32 protein-coding genes and 1 pseudogene are annotated in these 25,189 nt (G+C 40.8%); 24 read left to right on the plus strand and 9 right to left on the minus strand.

Features of this window, described 5'->3' with window-relative positions; translation table 11 throughout:
• Positions 1-16 precede the first annotated feature (16 nt).
• The 7 genes from EEJ45_RS02060 to EEJ45_RS02090 all read left to right on the plus strand — a co-directional run bounded on the left by EEJ45_RS02060 (position 17) and on the right by EEJ45_RS02090 (position 4,730).
• Complete coding sequence (locus tag EEJ45_RS02060) at positions 17-376, plus strand: rhodanese-like domain-containing protein (protein WP_124563107.1); 360 nt, start codon at positions 17-19, stop codon at positions 374-376.
• Between the two features lie 16 nt (positions 377-392).
• Positions 393-689: a rhodanese-like domain-containing protein gene (locus EEJ45_RS02065; RefSeq protein ID WP_124563108.1), complete on the plus strand. Its 297-nt coding sequence runs from the start codon at positions 393-395 to the stop codon at positions 687-689.
• A 13-nt stretch (positions 690-702) separates the two neighbouring features.
• Positions 703-1,278 (plus strand): sulfurtransferase TusA family protein, encoded by a 576-nt coding sequence (locus EEJ45_RS02070; RefSeq protein WP_124563109.1) that lies wholly within the window; start codon positions 703-705, stop codon positions 1,276-1,278.
• Positions 1,279-1,335: 57 nt separating this feature from the next.
• Positions 1,336-2,463 (plus strand): MBL fold metallo-hydrolase, encoded by a 1,128-nt coding sequence (locus tag EEJ45_RS02075; RefSeq protein WP_124563110.1) that lies wholly within the window; start codon positions 1,336-1,338, stop codon positions 2,461-2,463.
• 19 nt (positions 2,464-2,482) lie between these two features.
• On the plus strand, positions 2,483-2,710 hold the full coding sequence (locus tag EEJ45_RS02080) for a sulfurtransferase TusA family protein (protein ID WP_124563111.1): 228 nt from the start codon (positions 2,483-2,485) through the stop codon (positions 2,708-2,710).
• A gap of 52 nt (positions 2,711-2,762) precedes the next feature.
• The gene (locus tag EEJ45_RS02085) at positions 2,763-3,539 is read left to right on the plus strand and encodes a sulfite exporter TauE/SafE family protein (protein WP_124563112.1); all 777 of its coding nucleotides are present in this window, start codon (positions 2,763-2,765) and stop codon (positions 3,537-3,539) included.
• 288 nt (positions 3,540-3,827) lie between these two features.
• The gene (locus EEJ45_RS02090; RefSeq protein ID WP_124563113.1) at positions 3,828-4,730 is read left to right on the plus strand and encodes a DMT family transporter; all 903 of its coding nucleotides are present in this window, start codon (positions 3,828-3,830) and stop codon (positions 4,728-4,730) included.
• Here the strand turns inward: EEJ45_RS02090 and EEJ45_RS02095 are convergent.
• The gene (locus EEJ45_RS02095) at positions 4,727-5,719 is read right to left on the minus strand and encodes a DUF3231 family protein (protein ID WP_124563114.1); all 993 of its coding nucleotides are present in this window, start codon (positions 5,717-5,719) and stop codon (positions 4,727-4,729) included. The genes EEJ45_RS02090 and EEJ45_RS02095 overlap by 4 nt on opposite strands.
• Before the next feature lie 259 nt (positions 5,720-5,978).
• On the opposite strand from EEJ45_RS02095, the gene EEJ45_RS18280 reads away from it, so the two are divergent.
• Together EEJ45_RS18280 and EEJ45_RS02100 are read left to right on the plus strand one after the other, a co-directional pair.
• Positions 5,979-6,155 carry a hypothetical protein gene (locus EEJ45_RS18280; RefSeq protein ID WP_164464173.1) on the plus strand — a complete coding sequence of 59 codons (177 nt, stop codon included), beginning with the start codon at positions 5,979-5,981 and terminating at the stop codon, positions 6,153-6,155.
• A complete protein-coding gene (locus tag EEJ45_RS02100; protein ID WP_124563115.1) occupies positions 6,139-6,339 on the plus strand; it encodes a hypothetical protein in 201 nt (66 codons plus the stop codon). The genes EEJ45_RS18280 and EEJ45_RS02100 overlap by 17 nt, the downstream gene beginning before the upstream one ends.
• A 154-nt stretch (positions 6,340-6,493) precedes the next feature.
• Here EEJ45_RS02100 and EEJ45_RS02105 read toward each other — a convergent pair whose 3' ends face one another.
• Positions 6,494-6,703 carry a hypothetical protein gene (locus tag EEJ45_RS02105; RefSeq protein ID WP_124563116.1) on the minus strand — a complete coding sequence of 70 codons (210 nt, stop codon included), beginning with the start codon at positions 6,701-6,703 and terminating at the stop codon, positions 6,494-6,496.
• A 197-nt stretch (positions 6,704-6,900) separates the two neighbouring features.
• On the opposite strand from EEJ45_RS02105, the gene ilvA reads away from it, so the two are divergent.
• Positions 6,901-8,160: a threonine ammonia-lyase IlvA gene (gene ilvA, locus EEJ45_RS02110; RefSeq protein WP_124563117.1), complete on the plus strand. Its 1,260-nt coding sequence runs from the start codon at positions 6,901-6,903 to the stop codon at positions 8,158-8,160.
• Positions 8,161-8,436: 276 nt separating this feature from the next.
• Here the strand turns inward: ilvA and EEJ45_RS02115 are convergent, their stop codons facing one another.
• Positions 8,437-9,762, minus strand: coding sequence for an ArsB/NhaD family transporter (locus EEJ45_RS02115; protein WP_124563118.1), 1,326 nt, complete (start codon positions 9,760-9,762; stop codon positions 8,437-8,439).
• Between the two features lie 242 nt (positions 9,763-10,004).
• Between EEJ45_RS02115 and EEJ45_RS02120 the strand changes: the two genes are divergently transcribed.
• From EEJ45_RS02120 to EEJ45_RS19000, 4 genes and pseudogenes are all read left to right on the plus strand, one after another.
• Complete coding sequence (locus tag EEJ45_RS02120) at positions 10,005-10,352, plus strand: YojF family protein (protein ID WP_124563119.1); 348 nt, start codon at positions 10,005-10,007, stop codon at positions 10,350-10,352.
• A 12-nt stretch (positions 10,353-10,364) separates the two neighbouring features.
• On the plus strand, positions 10,365-11,024 hold the full coding sequence (gene bshB2 / locus EEJ45_RS02125; protein WP_124563120.1) for a bacillithiol biosynthesis deacetylase BshB2: 660 nt from the start codon (positions 10,365-10,367) through the stop codon (positions 11,022-11,024).
• 168 nt (positions 11,025-11,192) lie between these two features.
• Positions 11,193-11,453: pseudogene (locus EEJ45_RS18995) on the plus strand (SH3 domain-containing protein); the annotation flags it as partial.
• A gap of 42 nt (positions 11,454-11,495) precedes the next feature.
• Positions 11,496-12,107, plus strand: a complete 612-nt coding sequence (locus tag EEJ45_RS19000) for a CAP domain-containing protein (RefSeq protein ID WP_380018064.1) — start codon at positions 11,496-11,498, stop codon at positions 12,105-12,107.
• 28 nt (positions 12,108-12,135) lie between these two features.
• Here EEJ45_RS19000 and EEJ45_RS02135 read toward each other — a convergent pair whose 3' ends face one another.
• The gene (locus EEJ45_RS02135; RefSeq protein ID WP_124563122.1) at positions 12,136-13,638 is read right to left on the minus strand and encodes a phytoene desaturase family protein; all 1,503 of its coding nucleotides are present in this window, start codon (positions 13,636-13,638) and stop codon (positions 12,136-12,138) included.
• A 111-nt stretch (positions 13,639-13,749) separates the two neighbouring features.
• Here EEJ45_RS02135 and EEJ45_RS02140 point away from each other — a divergent pair, with 111 nt between their 5' ends.
• The 7 genes from EEJ45_RS02140 to EEJ45_RS02170 all read left to right on the plus strand — a co-directional run bounded on the left by EEJ45_RS02140 (position 13,750) and on the right by EEJ45_RS02170 (position 19,171).
• On the plus strand, positions 13,750-14,820 hold the full coding sequence (locus tag EEJ45_RS02140) for a glycosyltransferase family 2 protein (protein ID WP_124563123.1): 1,071 nt from the start codon (positions 13,750-13,752) through the stop codon (positions 14,818-14,820).
• Between the two features lie 5 nt (positions 14,821-14,825).
• Positions 14,826-15,284: a glycosyl-4,4'-diaponeurosporenoate acyltransferase CrtO family protein gene (locus EEJ45_RS02145; RefSeq protein ID WP_245999807.1), complete on the plus strand. Its 459-nt coding sequence runs from the start codon at positions 14,826-14,828 to the stop codon at positions 15,282-15,284.
• A 61-nt stretch (positions 15,285-15,345) separates the two neighbouring features.
• Positions 15,346-15,591 carry a YuzF family protein gene (locus tag EEJ45_RS02150; protein WP_380018032.1) on the plus strand — a complete coding sequence of 82 codons (246 nt, stop codon included), beginning with the start codon at positions 15,346-15,348 and terminating at the stop codon, positions 15,589-15,591.
• A 67-nt stretch (positions 15,592-15,658) separates the two neighbouring features.
• A complete protein-coding gene (locus EEJ45_RS02155) occupies positions 15,659-16,555 on the plus strand; it encodes a manganese catalase family protein (RefSeq protein WP_124563125.1) in 897 nt (298 codons plus the stop codon).
• A gap of 163 nt (positions 16,556-16,718) precedes the next feature.
• On the plus strand, positions 16,719-17,444 hold the full coding sequence (locus tag EEJ45_RS02160) for an ABC transporter ATP-binding protein (RefSeq protein ID WP_124563126.1): 726 nt from the start codon (positions 16,719-16,721) through the stop codon (positions 17,442-17,444).
• Complete coding sequence (locus tag EEJ45_RS02165; RefSeq protein ID WP_124563127.1) at positions 17,441-18,493, plus strand: ABC transporter permease; 1,053 nt, start codon at positions 17,441-17,443, stop codon at positions 18,491-18,493. The genes EEJ45_RS02160 and EEJ45_RS02165 overlap by 4 nt, the downstream gene beginning before the upstream one ends.
• 27 nt (positions 18,494-18,520) lie before the next feature.
• Positions 18,521-19,171: a TetR/AcrR family transcriptional regulator gene (locus EEJ45_RS02170; protein ID WP_245999808.1), complete on the plus strand. Its 651-nt coding sequence runs from the start codon at positions 18,521-18,523 to the stop codon at positions 19,169-19,171.
• Positions 19,172-19,230: 59 nt separating this feature from the next.
• Here EEJ45_RS02170 and EEJ45_RS02175 read toward each other — a convergent pair whose 3' ends face one another.
• Positions 19,231-19,893: a lysoplasmalogenase gene (locus tag EEJ45_RS02175; protein WP_124563128.1), complete on the minus strand. Its 663-nt coding sequence runs from the start codon at positions 19,891-19,893 to the stop codon at positions 19,231-19,233.
• Positions 19,894-20,206: 313 nt separating this feature from the next.
• Between EEJ45_RS02175 and EEJ45_RS02185 the strand changes: the two genes are divergently transcribed.
• Together EEJ45_RS02185 and EEJ45_RS02190 are read left to right on the plus strand one after the other, a co-directional pair.
• Positions 20,207-20,428 (plus strand): DUF2651 family protein, encoded by a 222-nt coding sequence (locus tag EEJ45_RS02185; protein ID WP_124563129.1) that lies wholly within the window; start codon positions 20,207-20,209, stop codon positions 20,426-20,428.
• 221 nt (positions 20,429-20,649) lie between these two features.
• On the plus strand, positions 20,650-21,153 hold the full coding sequence (locus tag EEJ45_RS02190; RefSeq protein WP_124563130.1) for an aminoglycoside adenylyltransferase domain-containing protein: 504 nt from the start codon (positions 20,650-20,652) through the stop codon (positions 21,151-21,153).
• Positions 21,154-21,245: 92 nt separating this feature from the next.
• Here the strand turns inward: EEJ45_RS02190 and EEJ45_RS02195 are convergent, their stop codons facing one another.
• Positions 21,246-21,554, minus strand: a complete 309-nt coding sequence (locus EEJ45_RS02195; protein WP_124563131.1) for a GNAT family N-acetyltransferase — start codon at positions 21,552-21,554, stop codon at positions 21,246-21,248.
• A 266-nt stretch (positions 21,555-21,820) separates the two neighbouring features.
• Between EEJ45_RS02195 and amyS the strand changes: the two genes are divergently transcribed.
• On the plus strand, positions 21,821-23,368 hold the full coding sequence (gene amyS / locus EEJ45_RS02200) for an alpha-amylase (RefSeq protein WP_124563132.1): 1,548 nt from the start codon (positions 21,821-21,823) through the stop codon (positions 23,366-23,368).
• A 150-nt stretch (positions 23,369-23,518) separates the two neighbouring features.
• Here amyS and EEJ45_RS02205 read toward each other — a convergent pair whose 3' ends face one another.
• The 3 genes from EEJ45_RS02205 to EEJ45_RS02215 all read right to left on the minus strand — a co-directional run bounded on the left by EEJ45_RS02205 (position 23,519) and on the right by EEJ45_RS02215 (position 25,134).
• Positions 23,519-24,112 carry a histidine phosphatase family protein gene (locus EEJ45_RS02205; protein WP_124563133.1) on the minus strand — a complete coding sequence of 198 codons (594 nt, stop codon included), beginning with the start codon at positions 24,110-24,112 and terminating at the stop codon, positions 23,519-23,521.
• A 305-nt stretch (positions 24,113-24,417) separates the two neighbouring features.
• Positions 24,418-24,792 (minus strand): hypothetical protein, encoded by a 375-nt coding sequence (locus EEJ45_RS02210; RefSeq protein ID WP_124563134.1) that lies wholly within the window; start codon positions 24,790-24,792, stop codon positions 24,418-24,420.
• A gap of 15 nt (positions 24,793-24,807) precedes the next feature.
• Positions 24,808-25,134, minus strand: coding sequence for a hypothetical protein (locus tag EEJ45_RS02215; protein WP_124563135.1), 327 nt, complete (start codon positions 25,132-25,134; stop codon positions 24,808-24,810).
• Positions 25,135-25,189 lie beyond the last annotated feature (55 nt).

Here is a 25,189-nt window from a genome sequence, read left to right on the forward strand (position 1 = left end):
ACCTTGGGGGGATAATATGGATTACCTTATATATGGGATTTTTGCGCTTATCATTTTCTTCTTGGTCCATGGAATGCTACCAACAAAAGGAATAAAACAAATCTCCACATTGGATTTAAAACAACAATTAAATCATCGGAACAAGCAATATATTGATGTTCGTACACCGGGTGAGTTTAAAGTGAATAGTATCCGAGGTTTTCAAAATATTCCGCTGCAGCAGCTACCAAACAAATTAGACGGATTGTCCAAAGAGAAGGAAATCATCGTTATTTGCCAAAGTGGTATGAGAAGCAGTAAAGCATGTAGATTACTCAAAAAGCAAGGATTTCAAAACATTACAAATGTAAAAGGCGGCATGAGCGCCTGGAGCTAAAGAGGGAGTGGTTGAAATGAGAGAAATTACGCCGCAAGAGGTTGAGACATTATTAAAACAGGGTAAGAGTTTAAACATTCTTGATGTTCGTGAAGTTACGGAAGTCGCAGAAGGAAAAATACCTGGTGCGGTGAATTTGCCGCTTGGTTGGATTGAATTCCGGATGCATGAACTTGACAGCAGAAAAGAATACATTGTCGTGTGTCGTTCCGGCGGCAGAAGTGCCAGCGCTGTACAGTTTTTAGAAGGAAAAGGCTTTAACGTTATTAACATGCAAGGTGGCATGCTGGCATGGACAGGAGAAGTAGAATAAAGGGGGATTTGACATGGAACAGATGAAAGCGAATGTATTGCTAGATGCAAAAGGCTTGGCGTGCCCAATGCCAATCGTGAAAACAAAAAAAATCATGAATACGATGGAAGCAGGCCAAGTGCTTGAGGTACAAGCAACGGACAAAGGCTCAAAGGCTGACTTAAAAGCATGGGCGGAACGTACAGGACATCAGTATTTAGGTACGTTAGAAGAAGGTCCTGTATTAAAGCACTACTTACGAAAAGCGTCAGGAGAAGAAACGATTGAGCGTAAGCATCCGCATGTTGTTACAAATGCTGAGCTTGCAAATAAATTAACAGAAGCAACAAGCATCGTTGTGCTGGATGTACGCGAAGCTGCAGAATATGCATTCAACCACATTCCAAATGCAGTTTCTATCCCACTTGGAGAGCTTGAAAATCGCATGCATGAGCTAAACAAAAACGATGAAATTTTTGTAGTATGTCGAACAGGAAATCGCAGTGATTTAGCTGCACAAAAGCTGACAGAAAACGGCTTCACGCATGTAGTGAATGTTATACCGGGCATGAGCCAATGGTCCGGAAAAACAACGAGCGTAACGAACTAAGTTACGTTCCTGTGCCAAATTTTTTTATCACAAAATATACCTAAGGGGGTAATTTGAATGACTGTTCATGTAATGACTACAAAGGAAGTAACAAAAAAGGTATTTAATAAAGAAAAACTGTTTGTACTAGATGTTCGTAACGAAGGTGACTTCAATGATTGGAAAATTGAAGGTGCAAACTTTTCATACTTAAATGTGCCATACTTTGAGTTGTTGGACGGTGTAGAAGAAATCTTAGATCGCATTCCTACTGATCAAGAAGTTTTAGTAGTTTGTGCGAAAGAAGGTTCTTCTATCATGGTGGCCGAGATGCTTTCTGAAGCGGGACTTACGGTTTCCTATCTAAAAGGCGGTATGAAGGCTTGGAGTGAACACCTAGAGCCAGTTAAAATTGGCGATCTAAAAAACGGCGGGGAGATTTACCAATTCGTACGCATCGGAAAAGGCTGTCTATCTTACATGGTAATATCTAACGGAGAAGCAGCCATTATTGACGCAACGCGTATGACAGATGTATACCTAGATTTTGCGAATAGCTTGCGTGCGAAAATTGTTCATGTGTTTGATACGCACCTGCATGCTGATCATATCTCCGGCGGACGTGTAATCGCTGAAAAAACAAACGCAACATATTGGTTGCCTCCAAAAGATGCGGAAGAGGTAGTGTTTAGTTATCAACCATTAGAGGACGGAACCGCAGTAACGATTGGAGACACGGCAATTGATATTCATGCTCTATACTCACCAGGTCATACGATCGGCTCTACATCTTTCGTTGTGGATGGACAGTTCCTATTGACAGGTGACATTTTGTTCATCGACTCCATCGGAAGACCTGACCTGGCTGGAAAAGCTGAGGACTGGGTTGATGATCTGCGTGAAAGCTTGTATAAACGCTATAAAGAACTGTCAGCTGATTTGCTTGTATTGCCTGCACACTTCATGATTATTGAAGAGCTTAATGAAGATGGCAGTGTATCTGAAAAGCTAGGTGTGTTGTATGCACAAAATCACGGCTTAAATATTGCCGATGAAAACGAATTTAGAAAACTTGTGACGGAAAATCTGCCGCCGCAACCGAATGCATACCAAGAGATTCGTCAAACAAACATGGGTAAAATCACACCAGATGAAGAACAGCAACGCGAGATGGAAATCGGTCCAAACCGCTGTGCGGTACGATAAATCATAAGGAGGAAGAAACATGGAAGTAAAACAAGTATTAGATGCAAAAGGTTTAGCATGCCCTATGCCCATTGTTCGAACAAAGAAAGCTATAAACGAACTGCAAACAGGGGAAGTGCTAGAGATACATGCGACAGATAAAGGGGCAAAAAATGATCTAACTGCCTGGGCGAAATCTGGCGGACACACATTACTCCAACATACAGAAGAGAACGGTATCTTTAAATTTTGGATACAAAAGGGCTAATTGAAAAGGGAACCGATATGAGGTTCCCTTTTGTTACAGGGAGGGGTATTACATGGATGTTACATTTATCATTGTTATCTTTTTAATCGGATTTATCGGTTCTTATATTTCTGGTATGCTCGGCATTGGCGGCTCGATTATTAAATATCCGATGCTTTTATATATTCCGCCGCTATTTGGAATTGCGGCATTTAGTGCACACGAAGTATCGGGTATCAGTGCAATTCAAGTCTTCTTCGCCACACTCGGCGGTGTGTGGGCGTACCGAACAGGAGGTTACTTGAACAAAACGCTAATCGGTTATATGGGAGCAAGCATTTTAATCGGTAGCTTTGTTGGCGGATATGGCTCTAGAATGCTGCCTGAGAGCGGTATTAATGTAACCTATGGTATATTGGCTCTTATTGCCGCTATTATGATGTTTGTGCCGAAAAAAAATGTTGATGATATGCCATTCGATCAAGTTACCTTTAATAAATGGATTGCGGTGATACTAGCCTTTATCGTCGGTGTCGGTTCGGGCATTGTCGGCGCAGCTGGCGCATTTTTATTAGTACCGATTATGCTTGTTGTGCTGAAAATACCAACGCGCATGACCATCGCTTCATCTTTAGCGATTACCTTTATCTCATCAATTGGTGCCACTGTCGGTAAAATCACAACCGGTCAAATCGATTACGGTCCTGCACTTATTATGATTGTCGCAAGTTTACTTGCTTCGCCGCTTGGTGCGATGGCAGGCAAGAAGATGAACACAAAAGTACTGCAAGTTATACTGGCCATATTGATTGCGGCTACTGCCATTAAAATCTGGACGGACATGCTGTGAAAAGAGGCTGGGACAAAAGGTTTTCAGCCAAAGAAAAATCCGAACTATTAGTCGGAATTCTCTACATAGAATTCGATCTAGTTCGGATTTTTCCTTTATGAGTGTTCGTTATTCTCTATTCTGTCGGCTTTAGAGTTACATAACTCAGTTATGTCCCGACCTCTTTGGCGGGAATACGAAGTAAAATAAGCAGGTAGCATCTTACTGGCGGTGAATTCCGTATCCTTTTGGTGCAAAACATGCTATAATTATAAATTGAATATTCTGTTTTTTGTGGAGGGTAACATAATGAATACAAAATTATTAGGTGCGGTTTGTTTGTCACTTGCCGCAGCTTTGTGGGGCGGGACGTATGTGGTGAGTAAACATATGCTACATACCGTGCCGCCGTTTACTTTAATGTGGCTACGCTATTTGGTTGCGTTTCTTTGTTTATTTATTGTAATGCGGAGCGCGAAGGACAAGGTAGAAAGAATCGACAAAAGGAGTTGGCTCTTACTCGCGTGGATTGGCTTTATCGGTTACTTCGTTTCAATTGCCCTGCAATTTGTCGGTACAAAATTGTCCGATGCGCACACCGGTGCACTACTCACCTCTGCCACGCCGGCGTTTGTTGTTGTATTTGCACGCATAATTTTAAAGGAAGCACTCACCATTCGCAAAGTAGTGTCGACTATCATGGCGACGTTTGGTGTAATCGTTGTTGTCGGGTGGAACGGCGGAACTGCAGCGAGTATAACGGGCATGATTCTCTTAGTAGGTGCCGCAGTGACATGGGCTTTATTGTCTGTATATGTCAAGCTCGCTTCCGTAACCTTGTCATCCCTCACCATTACTACATATGCTATTTTCTTTGCGTGGCTCTTTACCACACCCATGATGGTAGCCGAGTACATCACAACAAACATCACATTTACGATGTCGATGCTGCCAGGTATTTTCTATTTAGGGATTGCCTCCACCGCCGCCGCCTTTTTTCTATGGAACAAAGGCATGGAGCTCATGGATGCTGGAATTGGTTCATTGTTTTTCTTTTTACAGCCGCTTGTTGGGAGCTTACTCGGTTGGCTTTTATTAGACGAAACAATCAGTATCAGCTTTTTCAGCGGAGGCGTCCTCATCTTACTTGGCGTTCTTATTGCTACCTATGTACCACAAAAAACAGCTCCGCAAAAGGCGGAGCATGTTTAGCGCAAATGATGAATGTCCATAGATGGCGGCTCTTCCAACCAACCATTCGCAATCATAATATGAATGCCATCACGCGCAAATTCAAATACATCCTTTGCTAAAAAGCTCATCGTCGCATTTAAATCATTGCGTAAACTAAAGGCAGCACCAAAGCTTTGCCCGCCTAGTCCAAAATTACTCAACAAATATACGCAGTAGGTCATTAATTTTTCTGAAAAAGGAGATACAGTGGAATTTGTGACTGTACCTCCTGGTGTTGCGGGTACTTGAATATCCTCGGCTTGAAGAAGTGCCGTTGCTTCCGCAATCATTTTTTTAGAAAGCTGTTGGCCTTTTAAAAAGTAACGTTTTAAATCACTATCATCCGCACACTGGGCAAAGCCGCTAATGAGCTGCATACCTGTAATATTTGTTTCAATTAAGTGATATAAGTAGCCAAATTCAATCGTATTTAATTTGCGTTTGTGACCAAGTATGTTTGTGCCTTTTAAATAGGCTTTATCAGTAATGTAAGCTGAAGACTGCGGCAAGTTGATAAATGTGGGCCTTGGCAGCAATCCTTCCTCCAAAAGATACGTTGTAAACTCATAATAATAGGTATGAGTAATTTGCGTAAGTCGTCTATAGTACTTGATAATATCATCACGATAAGTCATCGTCACATGAAGGGTGTACATACCCATACTGATTTCCTTCAGGACGCGGCTGAACATTACACCAAATCCATTGATATATAACGGCGGCGCATTTAAATTAACATCGTGCTCCGTAAAGCCAATGGGAACGGCAGCACCTTCTTTTTGTAAAATATGTTTTAACTCTTCCACCATCGGATATAAATCTTTCCACATATTATCTAACAACTTTCTAGCACGCGTACTTTCTGCCGTTTCTCTGAAATACTCAATCATACGTAAGATTACAGTTTTCTTTTGATACGTCATCCATAATGCACCAATCTCGGTTGAACATAGCGGTTGTTTTGACATGTTTCCTCCTACACGAACATTTTTTTACCGATAGTTTGTGATATTTGTTTTGAAATATACGAAAGGAAGTGTTTTTCATTGGGAAGTATTCATTACAGCTAGAATGTGTTAATGGTTACCCTTTTTTGCAGCGCTGATTGAGATTTGGGGCTTGAGAAAAATGATGATTCTGTCCATGAGAACCTTAGTCGATGGTTTAGCACTAACACTTTTTATGACGAAAGTGTTACAGCTCGTTTTGATTTGAGGCGTCATTAGCGTGCTCAGTTCTGTCTTATTTTGGACTGTTCTAGGTACATATATGGCAAACAAATGGTTTATAAAAAGTAGAGGCTTGGCCATTGAAATTGTAACAGCAAGTACGACAACGGTACCGCCAACGGGCAGCTTGACACTGCAAGCCTTTGGGATTGAAAAAAGTGGCTATTATTTATGAGCGGATTTTTGCCCCACACCAAGCAGGGGCATCTGTATCGGCATTGGGCGGTGGTTTGATATATAACATTTTTAGTTCATACACATGGGGGCCTGGAAGCGGGCATATTTTGGGTGTTGGCGAGCTTGTTTGTGATGGGAATCAAGTGGATGTAGATGCGCTAGGAAAAGGTGTAAAGGTATAAAAGAGTTTTATTACGAAGTTTCTTGGTACGGTACTTGCTTATTGTTTTTCAAAGTTACAAGCACATCAAGCTAAAACGATGTATAAAAAAAGAGTCTTTGCATTGGTAACGGAAAAGACTCTTTTTTACTTACTTATAAGAGCGTGTCGCAAAACTACAATAAATATCCAATATTATGCATAAGCAAGACAAGCTGAGCATGAAAATGATACCGATTATACCCGAACATACGGAGAAATTCTAACCCTTTATCTTTTAAAGTATGAAACAAGCGTTCAGTCTGATTTCGTAGGTTGAAAATGGCTGTCCCCATCGCTGTTTGTAAGAAATCTGACATCACACGGCCGTATCCATTTTTTCTCACACGTCGCACCCCGAGTGGGTGTATGGATTGAAATTACAGTGCCGGGCGCAGCGGTCCGAACGGAGTATTTGGCGCTTACTTTTATACAAATTCCCGCTCAGAAATAATTTTCAGACAATAAGCAGAAAACAATTTCAATTATTTTCTGAATATTGTATAATATTCAACATAAATTCAAACACAAGGCGGGTAAAGCGATGAAAGATGTGAAAGAGCGGGTTAAAATTGAAGATATTCTGGTTGCCCAACAAAGATTGAAAGATGTGGTGAACCATACACCACTGCAGCGCGATCCGATTTTATCGGAACGATACGAATGCGATGTGTATTTAAAGCGCGAAGATTTACAGGTTGTCCGCTCGTTCAAAATTCGTGGTGCCTACAACTGTATTAGTCATCTTACAGAAGAGGAAAGAAGCAGAGGCGTTGTATGTGCAAGTGCGGGCAATCATGCGCAGGGAGTAGCGTATACGTGCCGCAAGCTTAACATTTCGGCCAAGATTTTTATGCCAAATACAACGCCAAATCAAAAAGTATCACAGGTTCGTTTTTTTGGCGGTTCTTCTGTTGAGGTAATCCTGCGAGGAGATACATTTGATAGCTCTTATAGCGAAGCTGTTGCATATGGAGAGCAGAACGGCTTGACGTTTATTCATCCGTTTGATAACCCACATGTGATTGCTGGTCAGGGTACAATCGGTGTTGAAATTTTACAAGATATCAATCGTTCTGTTGATTATGTATTTGCTGGTATTGGCGGCGGCGGCTTGATTTCTGGTCTTGGTACATATATAAAAGGTGTAAGTCCTGCCACAAAGCTGATTGGGGTAGAGCCCTTTGGGGCGGCTTCTATGAAAGCAGCCTTGGAAGAAGGAAGTGTGGTAACGTTATCACAAATCAGTTCTTTTGTGGACGGTGCAGCAGTAAAGCGTGTTGGCGCATTGCCTTTTGAAATAGCCCAACAATTACTTGATGATATTGTCGTTGTCCCAGAAGGACAGGTGTGCACGAGTATTTTGGAGTTGTATAACAAAAATGCGATTGTTGCCGAGCCGGCTGGCGCATTGTCAATTGCGGCACTTGAAACATATCGGGAGTATATCCGCGGTAAAACAGTGGTTTGTGTCATCAGCGGTGGTAATAATGATATTGAACGCATGCAGGAGATGAAGGAGCGTTCCCTTATTCATGAAGGGCTCAAGCATTATTTCATTATCGCTTTTCCGCAGCGACCGCGTGCGCTTCGTGAATTTTTAGATCGTGTGCTCGGGCCTGATGATGATATTACTCGCTTTGAATACACCAAAAAAAGCAACAAAGATAATGGTCCGGCTCTGGTTGGGATTGAACTGAAATGTAAGGAAAACTACGCGCCGCTCATTCGCCGTATGCAGGAGCAAGGTGTACAGTATATGGAGATTAACCAAAATCCAACATTGTTCAATTTATTGATATAGAAAGGATTTCATCCTAGTATGTAGGAATACATAAAAAAGGGATGATAGTATGAGCGAGGCGAGGTGTTGTAGAGAGCTGTTAGAGAATGTAGGAAAGCTTGAAGCAACCGTTCATGCACTGCAGGCAGAGCTATGAGAGCTGCGGCATGAAAAGAAGCCTGTGCAGTGGAAAGCCGCGGTAATTGAACAAATTGGTGGTCTTATAGTTAGGTGAGATTGTACTTCTCAGTATTTTTTGGAGATGAAAAGAGATGGTCAAACGACCATCTCTTTTCACTACATCAAATAACGAATATAAATATAAAGATGCGAGAGCAGTAGAGAAAGAAGGGTAAGCGGTAAACCAATCGCTAAAAAGTGTAGATAACTAAAGCCGTGCCCTTCACGGCTAGCGATGCCGGCTACCACAACGTTAGCGGATGCGCCAATTAAGGTACCGTTTCCGCCCAAACAAGCACCTAAAGAAAGCGCCCACCACAGCACTTCAATTTGTGCGGAGTCCGCGGAAAGACCTAGTCCCGTTGCTAAATCTTGAATGAGAGGGATCATTGTGGCGACAAACGGAATATTGTCAATAGTAGCAGATGCAATCCCTGATACCCAAAGGATAAGAAGAGCAGCAAAGCCAATATCGCCTTTTGTAATATATAGGACTTGCTGAGAGAGTTCTTTAATAAGGCCAATATCAACTAAACTGCCAACCAATACGAAAAGACCAGCGAAAAAGAAAATTGTAATCCATTCGATATGAGCAAACACGTCTGCTATTTCATGTTCTTTCATAGCAATTAGCATGAGCACCGTGGCCCCGGTGATGGCGATTACAGCGGCATCAGCATGAATGATACTATGAAGTAAAAATCCTATAATTGTAAGTCCGAGTATAAAGAGAGACTTAATCAGTAATGGACGATTGCGAATATAATCAGCTTCGTTCAATGCCATTAGCTTTGCGACTGCTTCAGGCGTAGTGCGTAACGTATTTCGATATAAGAAGTACAATATACTAAGCGTGACGATTGAAATGACAACGACAATGGGTGCTAAATTGAAGAGAAAGGCATTAAAATCTAAGTGTTTGTTAGATGAACCAATCATGATATTCGGTGGGTCGCCGATGAGTGTAGCTGTTCCCCCGATATTAGCAAATAGTACTTCTGATATAAAATAGGGCACAGGATTTACTTGTAACATGCGCGTTACGGATAAGGTCACAGGAACGATGAGAAGTACAGTCGTTACATTGTCTAAGAATGCCGAACCAATGGCGGTAAGGAGTGAAAGTAGTAGTAAAATAGAAATAGGTTGTCCTTTTGCAGATTTCGCCGCTTTAATGGCTACAAATTCAAATACGCCGGATTTGCTAGTAATATTCACGAGAATCATCATGCCAATTAATAAGGTGATGGTTTCCCATTGAATATGATCATGAAAAGCTTTTTGTGTGCTGACAATTCCAAGTAGCATCATGATGCTTCCACCAAGAAGCGCAATGACAGCGCGGTTGATTTTTTCTGAAACAATAACGCTGTATGTAATGAGGAATACGCCAATTGCGGTATAGTATTTCCAATTTTCTACCGCGTGAGTTGTATGTTCCAATGTTCTCACTCTTTTCTTTGATTAAATAGTAATTTTTTCTATTGTAACAAAATAAAGGGGAAAATAGAAATGGAGTGCTAAAGATACATGTAAGTATTGTTATAGCTAAGGTATTATAGGTATATAAAGGAATTTAGACTGAAATAAGAGAAGTAAGCATAAACATTGCACTCTGCTTAGAAGTATGTAAAGCTAGTACAGTAGAGCATGTCTATTCATGTGAAAAGTAAGGAGGAAAAAACGTGAAGCGCATTTACGATAAAGAAGTAGTTCATAATGCGATGCAAGCGTTTGTGAACGAAGAGGTGTATTTGCATCTGGAAACAACAAACGGCGCTTATGCGTCCCATTTTAACGATAAAATGATGACAGTTGGTGCGTTTATTCGAAACGTGCGTATTACGTTTGAGCGCGGATCGATTGCAGGTACGGATCCGTATCGAGTCGGCTTAAAGCTGAACGGTGGCTGGGTATATGCAGAAGGTATTACGCATTATGAAAAAGATGAAAAAGGCCGCTTATTGCTTGCCGGTCATAATGATAAAGGTCAGCTTGCAGTAGCACTTCAATTAAGTAAAACACCGTTTTAAGGAGGGAAAAACATGGAGCGTCATGTATTGGTCGTATTTCCGCATCCAGATGATGAATCCTTCGCGGCGGGCGGAACAATTTCAATGTATACGAAAGCTGGTATACCGGTAACATACGCGTGCGGTACATTAGGGCAAATGGGCCGCAATATGGGGAAGCAGGTATTCGCAAATCGCGAGACAATGCCTGAAATTCGAAAAAAAGAATTACAGGATGCATGTGCGGTGATGGGAATTCAAGATTTGCGTATGCTTGGTTTCCACGATAAGATGCTCGAGTTTGAAGATGTAGAGTTTGTTGCAGATCGCATTGAGGAAATCATTCGTGAAGTGAATCCATCTCTTGTGATTACCTTTTATCCGGAGCACGGCGTTCATCCAGACCATAACGCCTTTGGTCGTGCGGTGGTATATGCGGTGGAACGTATGCCTGAAGGAGAGCGTCCTGTTATTCATGCAGTAGCGATTACCAAAAACCGGACTGAAATACTGGGTGAACCAGATGTTGTGGTCGATGTACGTGATGTGTTTGATCAAAAACTCGCTGCACTGGCAGCACATCGTTCACAAACAGAGGCGATGATGGAAGAAATAAGGGCAAAGCTAAAAAACAATGACACACAAACTGTACAGTGGTTACAATTTGAACGTTTTTATATCTATAAACATTAAAGCCGGATAAACCGGCTTTTTATTTTTACGAAAGAGTATAAATTTCGACTTTTATTACAAGTGTGTAAAAAGGTAATAACAAAGTCTATCATTCTATTATGTTTGCTATTTCTCTATGATATAATCAATCTCGAAATATAGCACACACACTTAGGGGGAAAGGCAAACATGAAAAAAGCACTAGCTATATCTTTGGCGACAGCCGGCTTATTACTTGCACAAGGAGGAGCAGCTACTTATGCACAAACACCAATTGTGCAAGGACAAACCGCAAAGGTTACTGCTTCAGCATTAAATGTACGTACTATGCCTTCTGTACAAGGTCAAATTCTTGGTAAACTACCACAACATACAACAATCACCGTAAATGGTATGATAAACGGCTGGGCGAAAATTTCGTATCAAGGAAAAACAGCTTATGTGAATGCGCAATATATACAGCCAACAACGCAAGCAGTACAAGCATTGACAATGCAAGCATTTGTGACCGCACCGGAACTCAATGTTCGCACACAGCCTTCTATTAACGGGGCGATTATTGGAAAGTTACCAAAGGGAGCGGCTGTGACGATTAAACAAAAGTATACAAACGGATGGTTGCAAATTGCATACAACGGCAAGGTTGCTTATATAAATGGTGCTTATGTAACAACGACAAAACCATCGACAACAGTACCGACGAAACCAACAACAAGCACAAGTCAATTGAGCGCGTATGAGTTAAAAGTAGTGGAGCTTACAAACGTGGAACGTCAAAAAGCTGGATTAAATGTACTGCAAATTGATACAAACTTAAGCAAAGTAGCAAGACTAAAATCAGAGGATATGCTAAAAAATAATTATTTTAGTCATACGAGCCCAACATATGGTTCTCCGTTTGATATGATGCGTGCAAACGGCATCACATATCGCGCGGCAGGTGAAAATATCGCGATGGGACAACGTACACCAGAAGAAGTAGTAAAAGCATGGATGAACAGCCCGGGTCACCGCGCTAACATCTTGAACAATTCCTTTACACATATTGGTGTAGGGTATGTAGGAGAAAAAAACATTTGGACACAACAGTTTATTGGTAAATAAAAAACGCGGGTATCCCCGCGTTTTTTTGTTATCCAATCGAACGTTGGTGATGACCATGGTCTTCAGTGACAAGGTCCGCTGTTAGCTGACCGGATAGTGTCACCATGGGTACGCCGCCACCAGGATGCGTGGAGCCCCCTACAAAATACAGGTTTTCCACTACTTTGCTGCGGCTGGGAATTTTAAAGCCGCCGTTTAATTTTCTATCGGTGACAACACCATAGATAGAACCGCCGTTTGCGCCGTATAGCTCGCGTAAATCATCTGGCGTAAAGATATATTCAAATTCAATGTGAGACTTGAGAGAAACTCCCATACGTTCAAGTTTTGTCAAAACGAGCTCGCGATATTCTTCCTTACGCGTCGCCCATGTTTCTCCAGTCTTGAGCGGTGGAACATGGGTTAAGATAAACAGATTTTCTTTCCCGGCTGGCGCTTGAGATGGATCGGACTTAGAGGAAACGCCAATGTAAATCGTTGGATCGTTCGCTGGCACACCTTCATTAAAGATTTGATGAAACTCACGCTCTGGATTTTCTGAAAAGAAAAAGTTGTGATGGGCAAGCTGTTTGTATTCTTTGTCTACGCCAAGAAGTAGAACGAGTCCAGATACAGTCGGTGCGTATTTTTCCAAATCTTTTGCTGCCTTTTTAGACATGCCGTATTCATCCAAGATACTGTTATAAGCAGGAATTGCTTCTAAATTAGAAACGACGATGTCGGCAGCTATTACTTCACCCGATGCAAGACGAACACCAGTTGCACGCGTTCCTTCTGTTAAAACCTGCTCCACCTTCGCATTTGTTTTAATCTCTACCCCAAGTTCGCTAAGTGCCTTCAGCATACCTTTTGCAATATTGTACATACCACCCTGTACGTAATAAATGCCAAGGCCGAGCTGTACGTAAGAAAGCTGTGATAAAATAGCTGGTGCATGATAGGGCGAAGAACCGATATACATAATTAAAAAGTTGAACAGCTGCTGAATTTTTTCATTTTTAAAATGCTTTTTCGTGATATGATCCATACTTTTCATTGGATCCATACTCATTAACTCTTTCAATGTATGTAAAGAACGTAGCTCGGATAGACCATCTAGACTTTGCTTATAGAAGCTTTTTGTACTAAGCTCGTACATCCGGTTACAATAATCCATATAGGTAAAAAATGCCTCCGCATCTTTGGGCTCTACTTTTTTCAATTCTTCCAGCATAGCTGGTAAGTCGCCAATGAAATCAATGGTTGTACCATCTTTATAAAATGTCCGCCATTGCGGCTCGACACGGACAATTTTCATATAGTCATGCACGTTGCGATTTACGCTCTGAAACAGCTGCTCGAGCACCCAGGGCATAGTTAAAATAGAGGGACCGGTATCAAAGGTAAAACCCTTCCCGCTTCGAACGTTCAATTTACCACCAGCACGTTCATTCTTTTCTAATACGTTTACGTTATATCCTTGTCCCGCCAATTTCATTGCGGTGGAAAGACCTCCAAGACCACCGCCTACGATCACAACTTTTTTCGTCATTTTAAAATCCTCCTTATAAATAAACCAAAATCAGACTACACTGCATGTATATCAACTGTTTTGACAGAAAAACAAAGAATTATACTTCCAACAGGAAAGGGGAAGAAGCGGATGTTTTTGGTAATGACAGTATCCGTTTTTATCGGCGTTATGCTGCTAGCATATATTCCGGATTGCGTACGGCGCAGAAGCTTGATAGAGGTAAAGAACGTGACGATTATTATCCCAGCACGTAATGAGGCGCGCAATATTGGGCGTTTGCTGATGTCACTTCAGGATCAGATGTATCCACATGTCGAGGTACTGGTGATGGATGACGGGTCTACAGATGAAACTGCTGTTATTGCAAAGCGCATGGGCGCGAATGTCATTTCATTGCCGCAGCTTCCCAGTGGCTGGCAAGGTAAGGCATGGGGATGCTGGAACGGCGCCAAAATGGCTCAAGGAGATATTCTTATCTTTTTAGATGCAGATACAATGTTAGAGAGCGAGGGAATACGTCATCTTATTGCAACGTATTATGAATGCCGAGCGACCGTTTTGTCTGTGCACCCCTACCATAGAATGGTGCGACCGTACGAATTTTTCTCTTCTTTTTTTCATCTGTTGTTATTTAGTGCTTTGCGTGCCTTTCATGTGTTTGGGAACAAACAAAAGGCGATTGGTGCGTTTGGACAGTGCCTCATTTGTAACCGAGGAGATTACTTTAAATTTGGCGGACATCTAGCTGGAAAAGGTGAACTGCTTGAAAATATGACACTAGCGCAGCGTATCTTGCAGGCGGGAGGGAAAGTGGCCTGTGTAAGCGGAAGAGGAGCTATTTCCATGCGGATGTATCCAGACGGTTTTAAAACCTTTGTGGAGGGCTGGAGCAAAAGTTTTGCAAAAGGAGCTAGCGGTACCAATCCGTGGCTACTTTTATGGATTGGGTTATGGATGAACGGTATTGTTACCTCATGCTTGCATTTAGGTGAACAAAGTGTGTTTTTATTTTATATGCTGTTTGTTGCGCAGGTGTACTGGATGCTGCGACGCATCGGCAATTTTGGTATCATCACCGCCTTGACATATCCATTGCACGTCATGGTGTTTTTGCTTGTATTCGCGCTCTCATGTATAAAACTGTTTGTACACCGAAATGTGTCCTGGAAAGGCCGAACTATTTCAACGAAAAAGGAATGATGGAGATGAACTGGGTCATTTTGTCAGATATCAGTGTTTGGATTTTCATCCATCTTTTTATTTCATATAGCTGTGTAAAACTTGGGACAATACCTTTTGAACGGGATTATTGGCTTTACCGCGAACGAAGTTGGGAGAAGAACGGTCGTTTGTATGAAAAGCTCGGTGTAAAGCGCTGGAAACAGTGGGCACCGGATGCTAGTGGTCTGTTTAAGGGAGGCTTTCACAAAAAGAGCCTGCGGAATATGACTGAGGAACATTTGCGAGTATTTCTATTGGAAACAAAGCGGGCGGAACTGGCGCATTGGCTGCCTATTCCGTTTGCGTTTCTTTTCTTTTTATGGAACGAAATAGTGGTGGGGTGGGCCATGGTCATATATGCTCTATGTTTGAATATGCCCCTTATCATTATTCAGCGTTATAATCGCATTCGCTTGTCACGAATTTTACACAAGCAAAAATAGGCACATGTATTAATCTCTGTTCATACACTGAATCGAATGAATGACAGAGGAGGAATGTGTCATGTATATGGACCATGATTTTCGCAATGGTTATCAGTTAAAAGGAGAAGTTGTCTCGTCGGTAGACCCGTACGTTGTGCAAACATTACAATCTGTTGTAGGTAAACGCTTGGTTGTAGATACAGTACGCGGTGCGGTAAGAGGGACGCTGAAAGACGTCAAGCCTGATCACATTGTTATTGAGGAGAAAAATACACCGTTTTTTGTTCGTATTCAGCAAATCGTTTGGATTATGCCAGAATTGTAAGGTATGAAACAACCCCTTCTTTTCATAGAAACATAGAGACGGTTATGATGAAAAGGAGGAACGCATCGTGTTCAAACGCATCGATCGACTGTTAATTCCGCTTCCAGAATCCAAGTATGCGGATGCGAACGCCGCCGCTGCTGTACAGGAACTGCTAGGCGGCAAATTCGGGGAAATGTCTACTTTAAATAACTATATGTTTCAATCCTTTAACTTTCGCGGTAAGAAGAAACTGAAGCCATTTTATGACCTAGTTGCGAACATTACCGCAGAGGAATTCGGGCATGTGGAACTCGTTACGACTGCGATTAACCTGTGTTTGACCGGTACCACTTTCCCAGGTGACCCGGATGTTACACCTATGCAGCATGGCAAAGACAAGCGCAACACGCACCATTTTATCGCAACTGCGCAAACAGCCGTTGTCGCAGATTCCATGGGGAGAGCTTGGACGGGAGATAATGTATTTAGTAGCGGTAATTTAATTATGGATCTGCTGCATAACTTTTTCCTCGAATGTGGTGCACGTACGCATAAAATGCGTGTATACGAAATGACGGAGCATCCGGTGGCGCGTGAAATGATTGGTTATTTACTTGTACGCGGCGGTGTGCATATTGTTGCTTATGCACGTGCGCTTGAAATGGCGACAGGGGTAGATGTTACAAAGATGTTACCAATTCCCAATTTGTCTAACAAAGCTTTTTCAGCAGCGAAAAAGTTTGAAGATCAGGGACTGCATTTAAAGCTGTATCGCTTTAGTGACGATGATTATAAGGATCTTTCAAAGATTTGGAAGGGACCGCATCCAGAAGACGGCCGGCCGCTTGTAGTAGAAGATAAATTACCAACAGGCGGACCAGTGCCGGACCTTGATGAACTGCCCGAGGAATTTGCACCAGGAATAGGGCAGGCGGAATTTATGGAGATTTTACAGCGTTTACAGCGGTCAGCGGGAATCTAAATCAGGCTCTTCTGTATAGAAGAGCTGTTTTTATACATATAGCAATGTGCGCATCCTTAATTTAAAAATGAAATAAAGTGATTACTCACTTTTTGATTGAAATCCTCTGGGAGGAGTGTTAATATATTAGTGAGTAATCACTCACTTTTGTAGGAGGGGTATTATGAAAGAAACAATTAAAATTCAAAATGTCAGTAAAAGTTATGGTAAAAAGGTTGTATTACGTAAAGTGGATTTTACAATTGAGCAGGGGAATATTTATGGTTTCATTGGACCTTCCGGTGCAGGAAAAACAACCTTAATTAAATTGATTGTCGGCATGGATGTACCTGATTCCGGTTCTATTCATGTATTGGATCAGAAAATGCCCAACCTACAGGTTTTACAGAACATCGGTTACATGGCCCAGTCCGATGCCTTATACACACAGCTGACTGGCAAGGAAAACTTATTGTTTTTTGCGTCTCTTTATAAGCTTCGCAAGACGGAAATGAATGAAAGAATTTCCTATGCAGCTCGTCTCGTGAATCTAACAGACGATTTAAACAAAAAAGTTGCGGCATATTCCGGAGGGATGAAGCGCCGTCTTTCTTTAGCTATCGCTTTGGTGCAAAATCCACAAGTCCTTATTTTAGATGAGCCGACTGTCGGAATCGATCCGGAATTACGATTGAGTATTTGGAATGAACTGATAAGATTAAAAACTGAAGAGAGAAAAACCATCATTGTAACCACACACGTGATGGATGAAGCAGAAAGGTGCGATTATATTTCCATGGTTAGAGACGGAGCCATTATTGCGACGGGTACACCCGGGGAATTGAAGGAGCGCTACGATGCAAACAATTTTGATGAAGTATTCCTGTATGCAGGGAGGAAAGGAAAATGAGAATAACTGCACTGGTTAAACGAATTTTTAAGCAAATGTCCCGAGACAAACGCACGATGGCATTATTGTTTGTAGCGCCGCTGCTAATCCTTACTCTTATGAGCTTAGTTTTTAATGGTGATGAAGCGAAGCTGAAATTAGGTGTTCAAAACGTAAGTGAGTCAATTGTAAAGCAATTAGAAGATACAAATATTCATGTTGTGAAGTTCAGTGATGCTTCAAATGTGAAAGAGGTCATAAAGGAGAAGGAGTTAGACGGATTCCTAAAAATTACAAATGAGCAAACAACGATTACGTTATTAAATAGCGATCCGACAACGGCTAAAGGTCTCCTTTTAAAGATCAAACAAGCGATAAGCAGTGAAGCTTTACAACACACTGAGACGAATACAGCACCACTTCAGCAAAGCTCTATTCAAACTAAATATGTATACGGAAGTGAAGACACGGAAGTTTTTGATGTATTCAGCCCCATTTTAATTGGCTTTTTCGTTCTGTTTTTTGTATTTTTAATTTCTGGAATCGGCTTGTTAAATGAAAAAACAACCGGTACACTAGAACGTCTCATGGCTACACCGATTAGAAGATGGGAAATTGTGACCGCATATTTAATCGGGTTTGGCACGTTTGCCGTTATACAGACTGTTATTGTTGTTTTATATGCAGTTCATGTATTAGACATTATAATGGTTGGTTCTATTGGAAGTGTAATTCTTATCAATCTCTTATTAGCTTTAGTTGCTTTATCGCTCGGATTGCTTCTTTCTTCTTTTGCAACGTCCGAGTTTCAAATGATGCAGTTTATCCCAATTGTAGCAATTCCACAGGTGTTTTTCTCAGGGATTTTCCCGTTAGAGAGTATGGCAAATTGGCTACAATGGATTGGGAAAATCATGCCGCTTTACTATGCAGGTCATGCATTAAAGGGTGTCATGTATAAAGGGGTAGAACTTTATGAAATTCGTTATGATTTATATGTGTTACTTGCCTTCGCCACCGCATTTATCATTTTGAATTTATTTGCTTTAAAAAAGTATCGCAAGCTATAATGAAGGGGCGAAGGGAAGTGGAACGGCTTGTCTAAAGGCAGATTATTAGAAGAAATCATGACACAAATGCATACAACCAAACAAACAGAAAAGCAAAAGCAAATTGTAGATGCGGCAATTCAAATATTTGCAGAAAAAGGGTACTCGAATACATCAACAGCGGAAATTGCCAAGTTGGCAGGCGTTGCGGAAGGAACGATCTTTAAGCATTTCGGTACAAAGGATAAGTTATTATTGTCTATTATTGTTCCGTATATAAAAGAGTTTTTCCCTGTGATTGCAGAAGAGGTGATGGGGCAGGTGATGAAGAATCAGCTTACTACCTTTGAGGAGTTTTTGCGGGGGTTATTGCAAAACCGAGTCGCCTTTATCACCGAAAATCGCGAAATTTTTCAAGTAATTATTAAAGAAGTAATCTATAAAGAGGAAATGAAACAAGAATTGCTTCCTTTGTTATATGAAAATATCTCATCCCGTTTACTACGCGTCATTGATGCATTTAAGGAGCGCGGTGAGTTAATCAATTTGCCGAGTGAAAAAATTTTAAATATGCTGCTTACGTTTTTTGGCGGCTTTTTCGTTTCCCGGTTCGTGCTGTTAAACAAGCAAACCGTAAGTGATGAAGAAATAGAAGATGCGATTTATTTTATTGTGAATGATATTACGAAACCGAAGTAAAAACGAGGTGTTACAAGCACCTCGTTTTTTTAATTTTCATTGTAAGAGTGTATGTTGATTCATAGAGAGGCATAGATAATTCCCATTTGTGCGGCAACATAAGTTCCCCAAATCCATAATGGTGCGTGGCGCAGCGGATGTTTACCAATTTCGGTCATACCAATTAAAAAATCAGATAGAACAAACAGAGAACCACCGATAGCAACCCACCACCATGCGCCACCTAGCTTCAATGCCAATGCCAGTCCTACAGCCGCCATGCCCCCCACCCACAAACCATATAGCAAAGCACCGACTGTGAAAATTTTAGATTCTGCCGGATTTCTGATAAAGAATATCCATCCAATAATAAGGAAAGCGCCGTAGATGAGAACGCTCGTAAAGAGGTGTTCTGTCACGTCTGCAGTTTGGATAAATGCAACAACATAAAAAACATGTGCGATGCTGAATGTAATCATCCCGCCAATCAAATGATTTGCAAAGGGGATTAAGCCGGCCATAAACAAATCTCCTAGCGTGGACAATAGCATACCAAAAAATACCCATCTATGGTAGGGCGAATCTAAATGATTTAACCAAAACAACAAAGCTGCGCCGCTCAGTGAAAAGCTGAGAGTGAGCCTTGTCCAAAGAGGTAGCTCTTTATTTGTTTCTCTACTCTTGTTTTGTAAGGCTGTCACCCATCCGATGATAAATACAAGAACTTGAGTTAAAAGCAACATATACATCCCCCTAAGCTCTCTACTGGTTTTCTATTCACGGTCGCAGTAACAATAGTAACCTTCCCTGCTTTGCGAAGGAAAAATAAGGTGTGAGCAATCTCGAAGTCAGCATATTGAGGATACGCAATAAAAAGTATCTTCATAAAACTATCCTTTTTTATATGACATAAATCATACATATATTCGTAGAAAATTAGAAAATTCCTGCTAACATGCTTGTTTTTCTACCTGTATTTAATATATTTTCTTAAAGGTAAATATAGTGTAATGCAAGAATATAAATATATGGAAAGTATATGTAGGGAGGTTTCGTATGGAATTTCTTTTGGTACTGTTTATTTTTCCAATTTTAGTAGTGGGGGCATCGATTGCAGGATATGTTATCCTAAAAAAGTGGTATATTGTACCGCTTGGGGTGTTTGGGTTCTTTTTGATGTTAACATTGATCCTGTTTAATACGACTTTTTTCTTTTGGGTGTTTGCGTATACAGCACTAGCATTGCTAGTAAGTCTTATCATGAAGTTTACAATATAATTGCTTGATAGTGCTACATAAAAACTCTGTCCGATGAGGACGGAGTTTTGTTTAATTTCGCATAAAAGTTATCAATAAACCAAATATCTTGTTTTTGATGTAGTCTCACAGAAACAGACTTTGTTGCGCTAAAAAAGATTCATGTACGTATCAAACAAAAGTACAAGAAGTCACTTGATGGCTGGTACGTATTTCCTGAGGATTTACAAGCGCATGATAGGATGCCGCGAATCCACTTTGACGACGGTAAGTTCACTTGGGGAATTTATACATATGATCCGGTCATAAATTGGATTTTACGAGAAAAAGAGATTTGTTTATGTGGCTCATCTCTATCACTACCTGCGCCAAAAGCAGAGCTTTTTCAGGCAGTCTTAGCAAACATGAACAGCTATTGGAAAAATCGCATTCAAACACATGAACGCTTGCAGAAGTTTGTGAAGTTCCTCCCTAAAAGGTTGGTATTAACGGAAATCGAGAGGTCTGTGCTAGGGATATTACGGCAATACTATACACTTCGAGAAACAGGAATTATTGCAAAGAGAGAAGCTGGTTATTACGGATTGCGACATTTGCTAGAGGAGTGGCATGATGTTATTCAAGTTGCCATTGCGGTTCGAGAGGGGGAAGTATTGGCTGCTACAAAATCGAAACAACAATATGTTGATGAAATGATTGCTTGTATGAAATATATAGTAAAGCAATGCAATCGCTTACCAAACTAAAAAGAAGCATGAGTGCTGCTTTTTAGTTTATATTTTTTCCTGATATATACGTAACAGCTCTTCCACTGAAATATCATTAATTTTCATATCGGTTATATCGCAATCAAATACATGGTCTGCGTTCCAATGTTCTTATTTTGAAACTCAGGAGCAATAAATAGTTTATCAACAACCGCATGTTTGTTACCGGATGTGAATATGGAGATACCGCCGGTTATTGTATGATTAAACATAATCTTATAGAAATGGGTAATTTTAATGCTGTAAAGAATGTGCTGTATTGAATTATATCCGCCTGGTCCATTTGAAGAACCATCTTTTGTCCAAGAGCCCCATTGTAAGGCATGGCAATCAAAGGCAGCTTCTGGATGCAGCGTAAATATAGAAGTAGTAAGCCGCATAAAGGTGATCAGCAAGAGTTTTATGAAGAGTCGGCAAAGTTGGATTATAATAGCCCTCGAAATGATTCAAGCTTTTTATAATATTTGTTAGTCGCACAGATTTGATAATGGGGTTCCTAGGTATCGAACCTTGTGTCGAGTCAGGGACAAAGAAGTAGAATTATTTTTCAAAAAAGTGTATGTTGAATTTTCTCAATACAAATAGATGTGCTTTTATGTTACTTTTAAAATGTAAGCATTTTATAAATTAAAGGGAGGGCGAGAACATGTTCAAAGAAAAAAAGAAATGGGCAGCTGGATTGCTGGCAGTTGCGCTAACGATTGCGCCATTTGCAACAGAAACAAAAGTAGAAGCAGCTGAAACGAACGGTACAATGATTCAATATTTTGAATGGTACCTGCCAAATGATGGACTTCATTGGAAGCGGTTGCAGAATGACTCTGCTCGTTTATCCGGTCTAGGTGTAACAGCAGTGTGGGTTCCACCGGCATATAAAGGAACTAGTCAAGCCGATGTGGGATATGGGGCATATGACTTGTATGACTTAGGGGAATTTAATCAAAAAGGAACCGTTCGCACCAAATATGGTACAAAAGCTGAACTGCAAGCCGCCATTCAATCTCTGCATACTAACGGAGTCCAAGTGTATGGAGATGTAGTAATGAATCATAAAGGCGGAGCAGATTATACAGAAAATGTTACTGCCGTGGAGGTAAATCCAAATAATCGAAATCAAGAAACATCTGGTGATTATCAAATTCAGGCGTGGACAGGCTTTAATTTTAGTGGTCGTGGCAACACACATAGTAGCTTTAAGTGGCAATGGTATCATTTCAACGGCGTTGATTGGGACCAATCCCGGAGTTTGAATCGTATTTATAAGTTTCGAGGAACAGGAAAAGCTTGGGACTGGGAAGTGTCTACTGAATATGGAAACTATGACTATTTAATGTACGCGGACGTCGACTACGATCATCCGGATGTTGTCAATGAAATGAAGGGCTGGGGGACATGGTATGCTAATGAACTGGGGTTGGATGGATTCCGTATCGATGCAGCCAAGCATATTAAACATGAATTTCTCCGTGATTGGGTAAACTCTGTTCGTACATCAACTGGTAAAGAAATGTTCACTGTAGCGGAGTATTGGCAAAACAGTTTACCTGCGCTTGAAAATTACTTAGCGAAAACGAATTATAATCAATCTGTTTTCGATGTACCGCTTCATTATAACTTCCAAGCAGCATCTACGCAGGGCGGGTATTATGATATGCGTAATCTTCTAAATGGTACGGTAACATCTAAGCACCCAACAAAAGCAGTAACGTTCGTGGATAATCACGATACACAGCCGGGACAGGCACTTGAGTCTACGGTACAAACATGGTTCAAGCCACTGGCATATGCGTTTATTTTAACAAGATCTTCTGGCTATCCAAATGTATTTTATGGAGATTTATATGGAACAAAAGGAAGCACGGGCAGAGAAATTCCTGCGTTGCAGTCTAAAATTGAACCGCTTATGAAGGCGCGTAAAGATTATGCCTACGGAACGCAGCACGATTACCTAGATCATCAAGATGTTGTTGGTTGGACGCGCGAGGGAGATACTACGAAAATAAAGTCTGGTTTAGCAACTTTGGTGACAGATGGTCCAGGCGGGTCAAAATGGATGTATGTCGGTAAACAAAACGCAGGTGAAACATGGTATGATATGACTGGAAATCGAGCAGACAATGTGACTATTAATGCCGATGGATGGGGACAATTCTTTGTGAACGGCGGTTCTGTGTCTGTTTACATTCAAAAATAGTATGATAGATGAAAAGAAACAGTTTTTGTGGAAACTGTTTCTTTTCATCTTAGTTTTATAGTTGTGTAAGAATGTTATCAATATCGTTAAATAATTCATTTGGAATTTCTTTTGAAACCGCATCAACTTTCCAAACTAATTTCACTCACTTTAAGTCCTGAGTGACCAAGCTAACGATACTTCATTATTTTTCACCTCCCACAAACGTTCAACAGAAAGAAGTGTATGCTGAGAAAACACAAGCTTATAAATGTCTGGCATGCTTAATGATTGCCAAAAGGCAAAATCATATTTTGGATCAAAATGCTGCATGATAAGTGCCATAATATTGCCGTGTGTACCGATAACAATGCTTTTTCCTTCATACTGCTCTAATAGGTGCAGTAAACAGTTTACACCTCGTCTTTGAGCCTCTTTATTTGATTCTCCGCCCGGCCATGAGAAAGAAGGGTCTTCCCAAACCGTTCTAACAGCAATCTCAAAATCTTCTAATGGGTAAGCAGAGAGCAAACGTTCGCGCAATTCAACTTCTTCTCGAATGGGAATGTTAAAATGTTCCGAAATACCTGCAATCGTTTGCACTGCGCGTTTGTATGGGCTGGAAATTGCCACGTTGATAGGTTCGTTTTGCAATATTTTTGTTACTTGTTCTGCATCGGATAATCCTGCTGGTGATAACGGTCTTTTCAGTTCGTCTGGTGTATAGCTGGAGTGCGCATGGCGCACAAAATAAATCGTAGTCAAAAAATTCCCCTCCTTATGTTTTGAGAATACAGTATTCGATGAGAATGGTCTAAAAAACTTACATTCTAATGAGAATATAAAGTTACTTAGCTATAACAACTCACGGTATAAAAAGGTTTAATGCTACAGTATATATAGCTACAATCAGAAAAACTAACCTTCTTTTTTGTAGGAAAGTAAAACAAACGGTGTGAAGCGGCGGTCAAGACCTAAGAGATGCGTGTTATCTACCTATAAGACTACAGCAGAGAGGTGTTCTGACCCTTTGTTGTTGAATATGTAGTTGCACAGCAAAAACTCCTTTTTTATTCATCTGTCAAATCGTGTATTTCAATACTGCGAGCAATATTATTAATAAATGTAATTCTTACAAAGGAGTCTGGTTTTTCACCCGCCCATTTATAAATGGCTACATATCCGTCTGTTCCTTTTGTACCTGACTCCTCAACCAGTGTACCCTCGGAACCGAGAATATCTACAGCTTGTAGATAGGTTGTTTGCTTTGTAATTTGCCAGGCTTGTGAAGCGTATACGTATGTCGCTGTATTCGTATTTGTTTCCCAGCCAAGCTCTCGCTTGGCATCAGCTAGTGCGAAAGGAGAAACAGGGAGAATATCAATAGAAGATTCGCCTCCACAATTTTTTAATTGAAAGCTAGCGGTACCTTTCTCTTCATGCAATACGAAACTTTCACATCAAAGAGTTTCCTTTTTATTTTTTGGGTTTGTCAAAGATACATGAGTTCCGTCATAGGAAAGTGTACGAGTTTGTTTGTTATCTTTATGTACAAATGCGATTGTAATGCGGTCGTTAATTCTTTTCTGGACACGATCCATGAACATGAGCAAACGTGGCAAATTTGAAAAAGTTCCTTGGTTAAAGGTAATTGTATCTAATTCGGCTGTTGTTACTTGTTTGGTGGTCGTTTCGGGACGAGTGGTTTGAATGTCAGCTGTACAACCTGTCAGAAATAAACAGCTTATAGCTGTGAGAGAATAGATAATAGATATGATTTTTCGCATAAGCCCCCTCCTTTTCTAATTATTCCCTATTTTAACATACTGTGATATAATTTTT

Source organism: Ectobacillus antri (genome assembly GCF_003852715.1).
Taxonomy (GTDB): domain Bacteria; phylum Bacillota; class Bacilli; order Bacillales; family Bacillaceae_G; genus Ectobacillus; species Ectobacillus antri.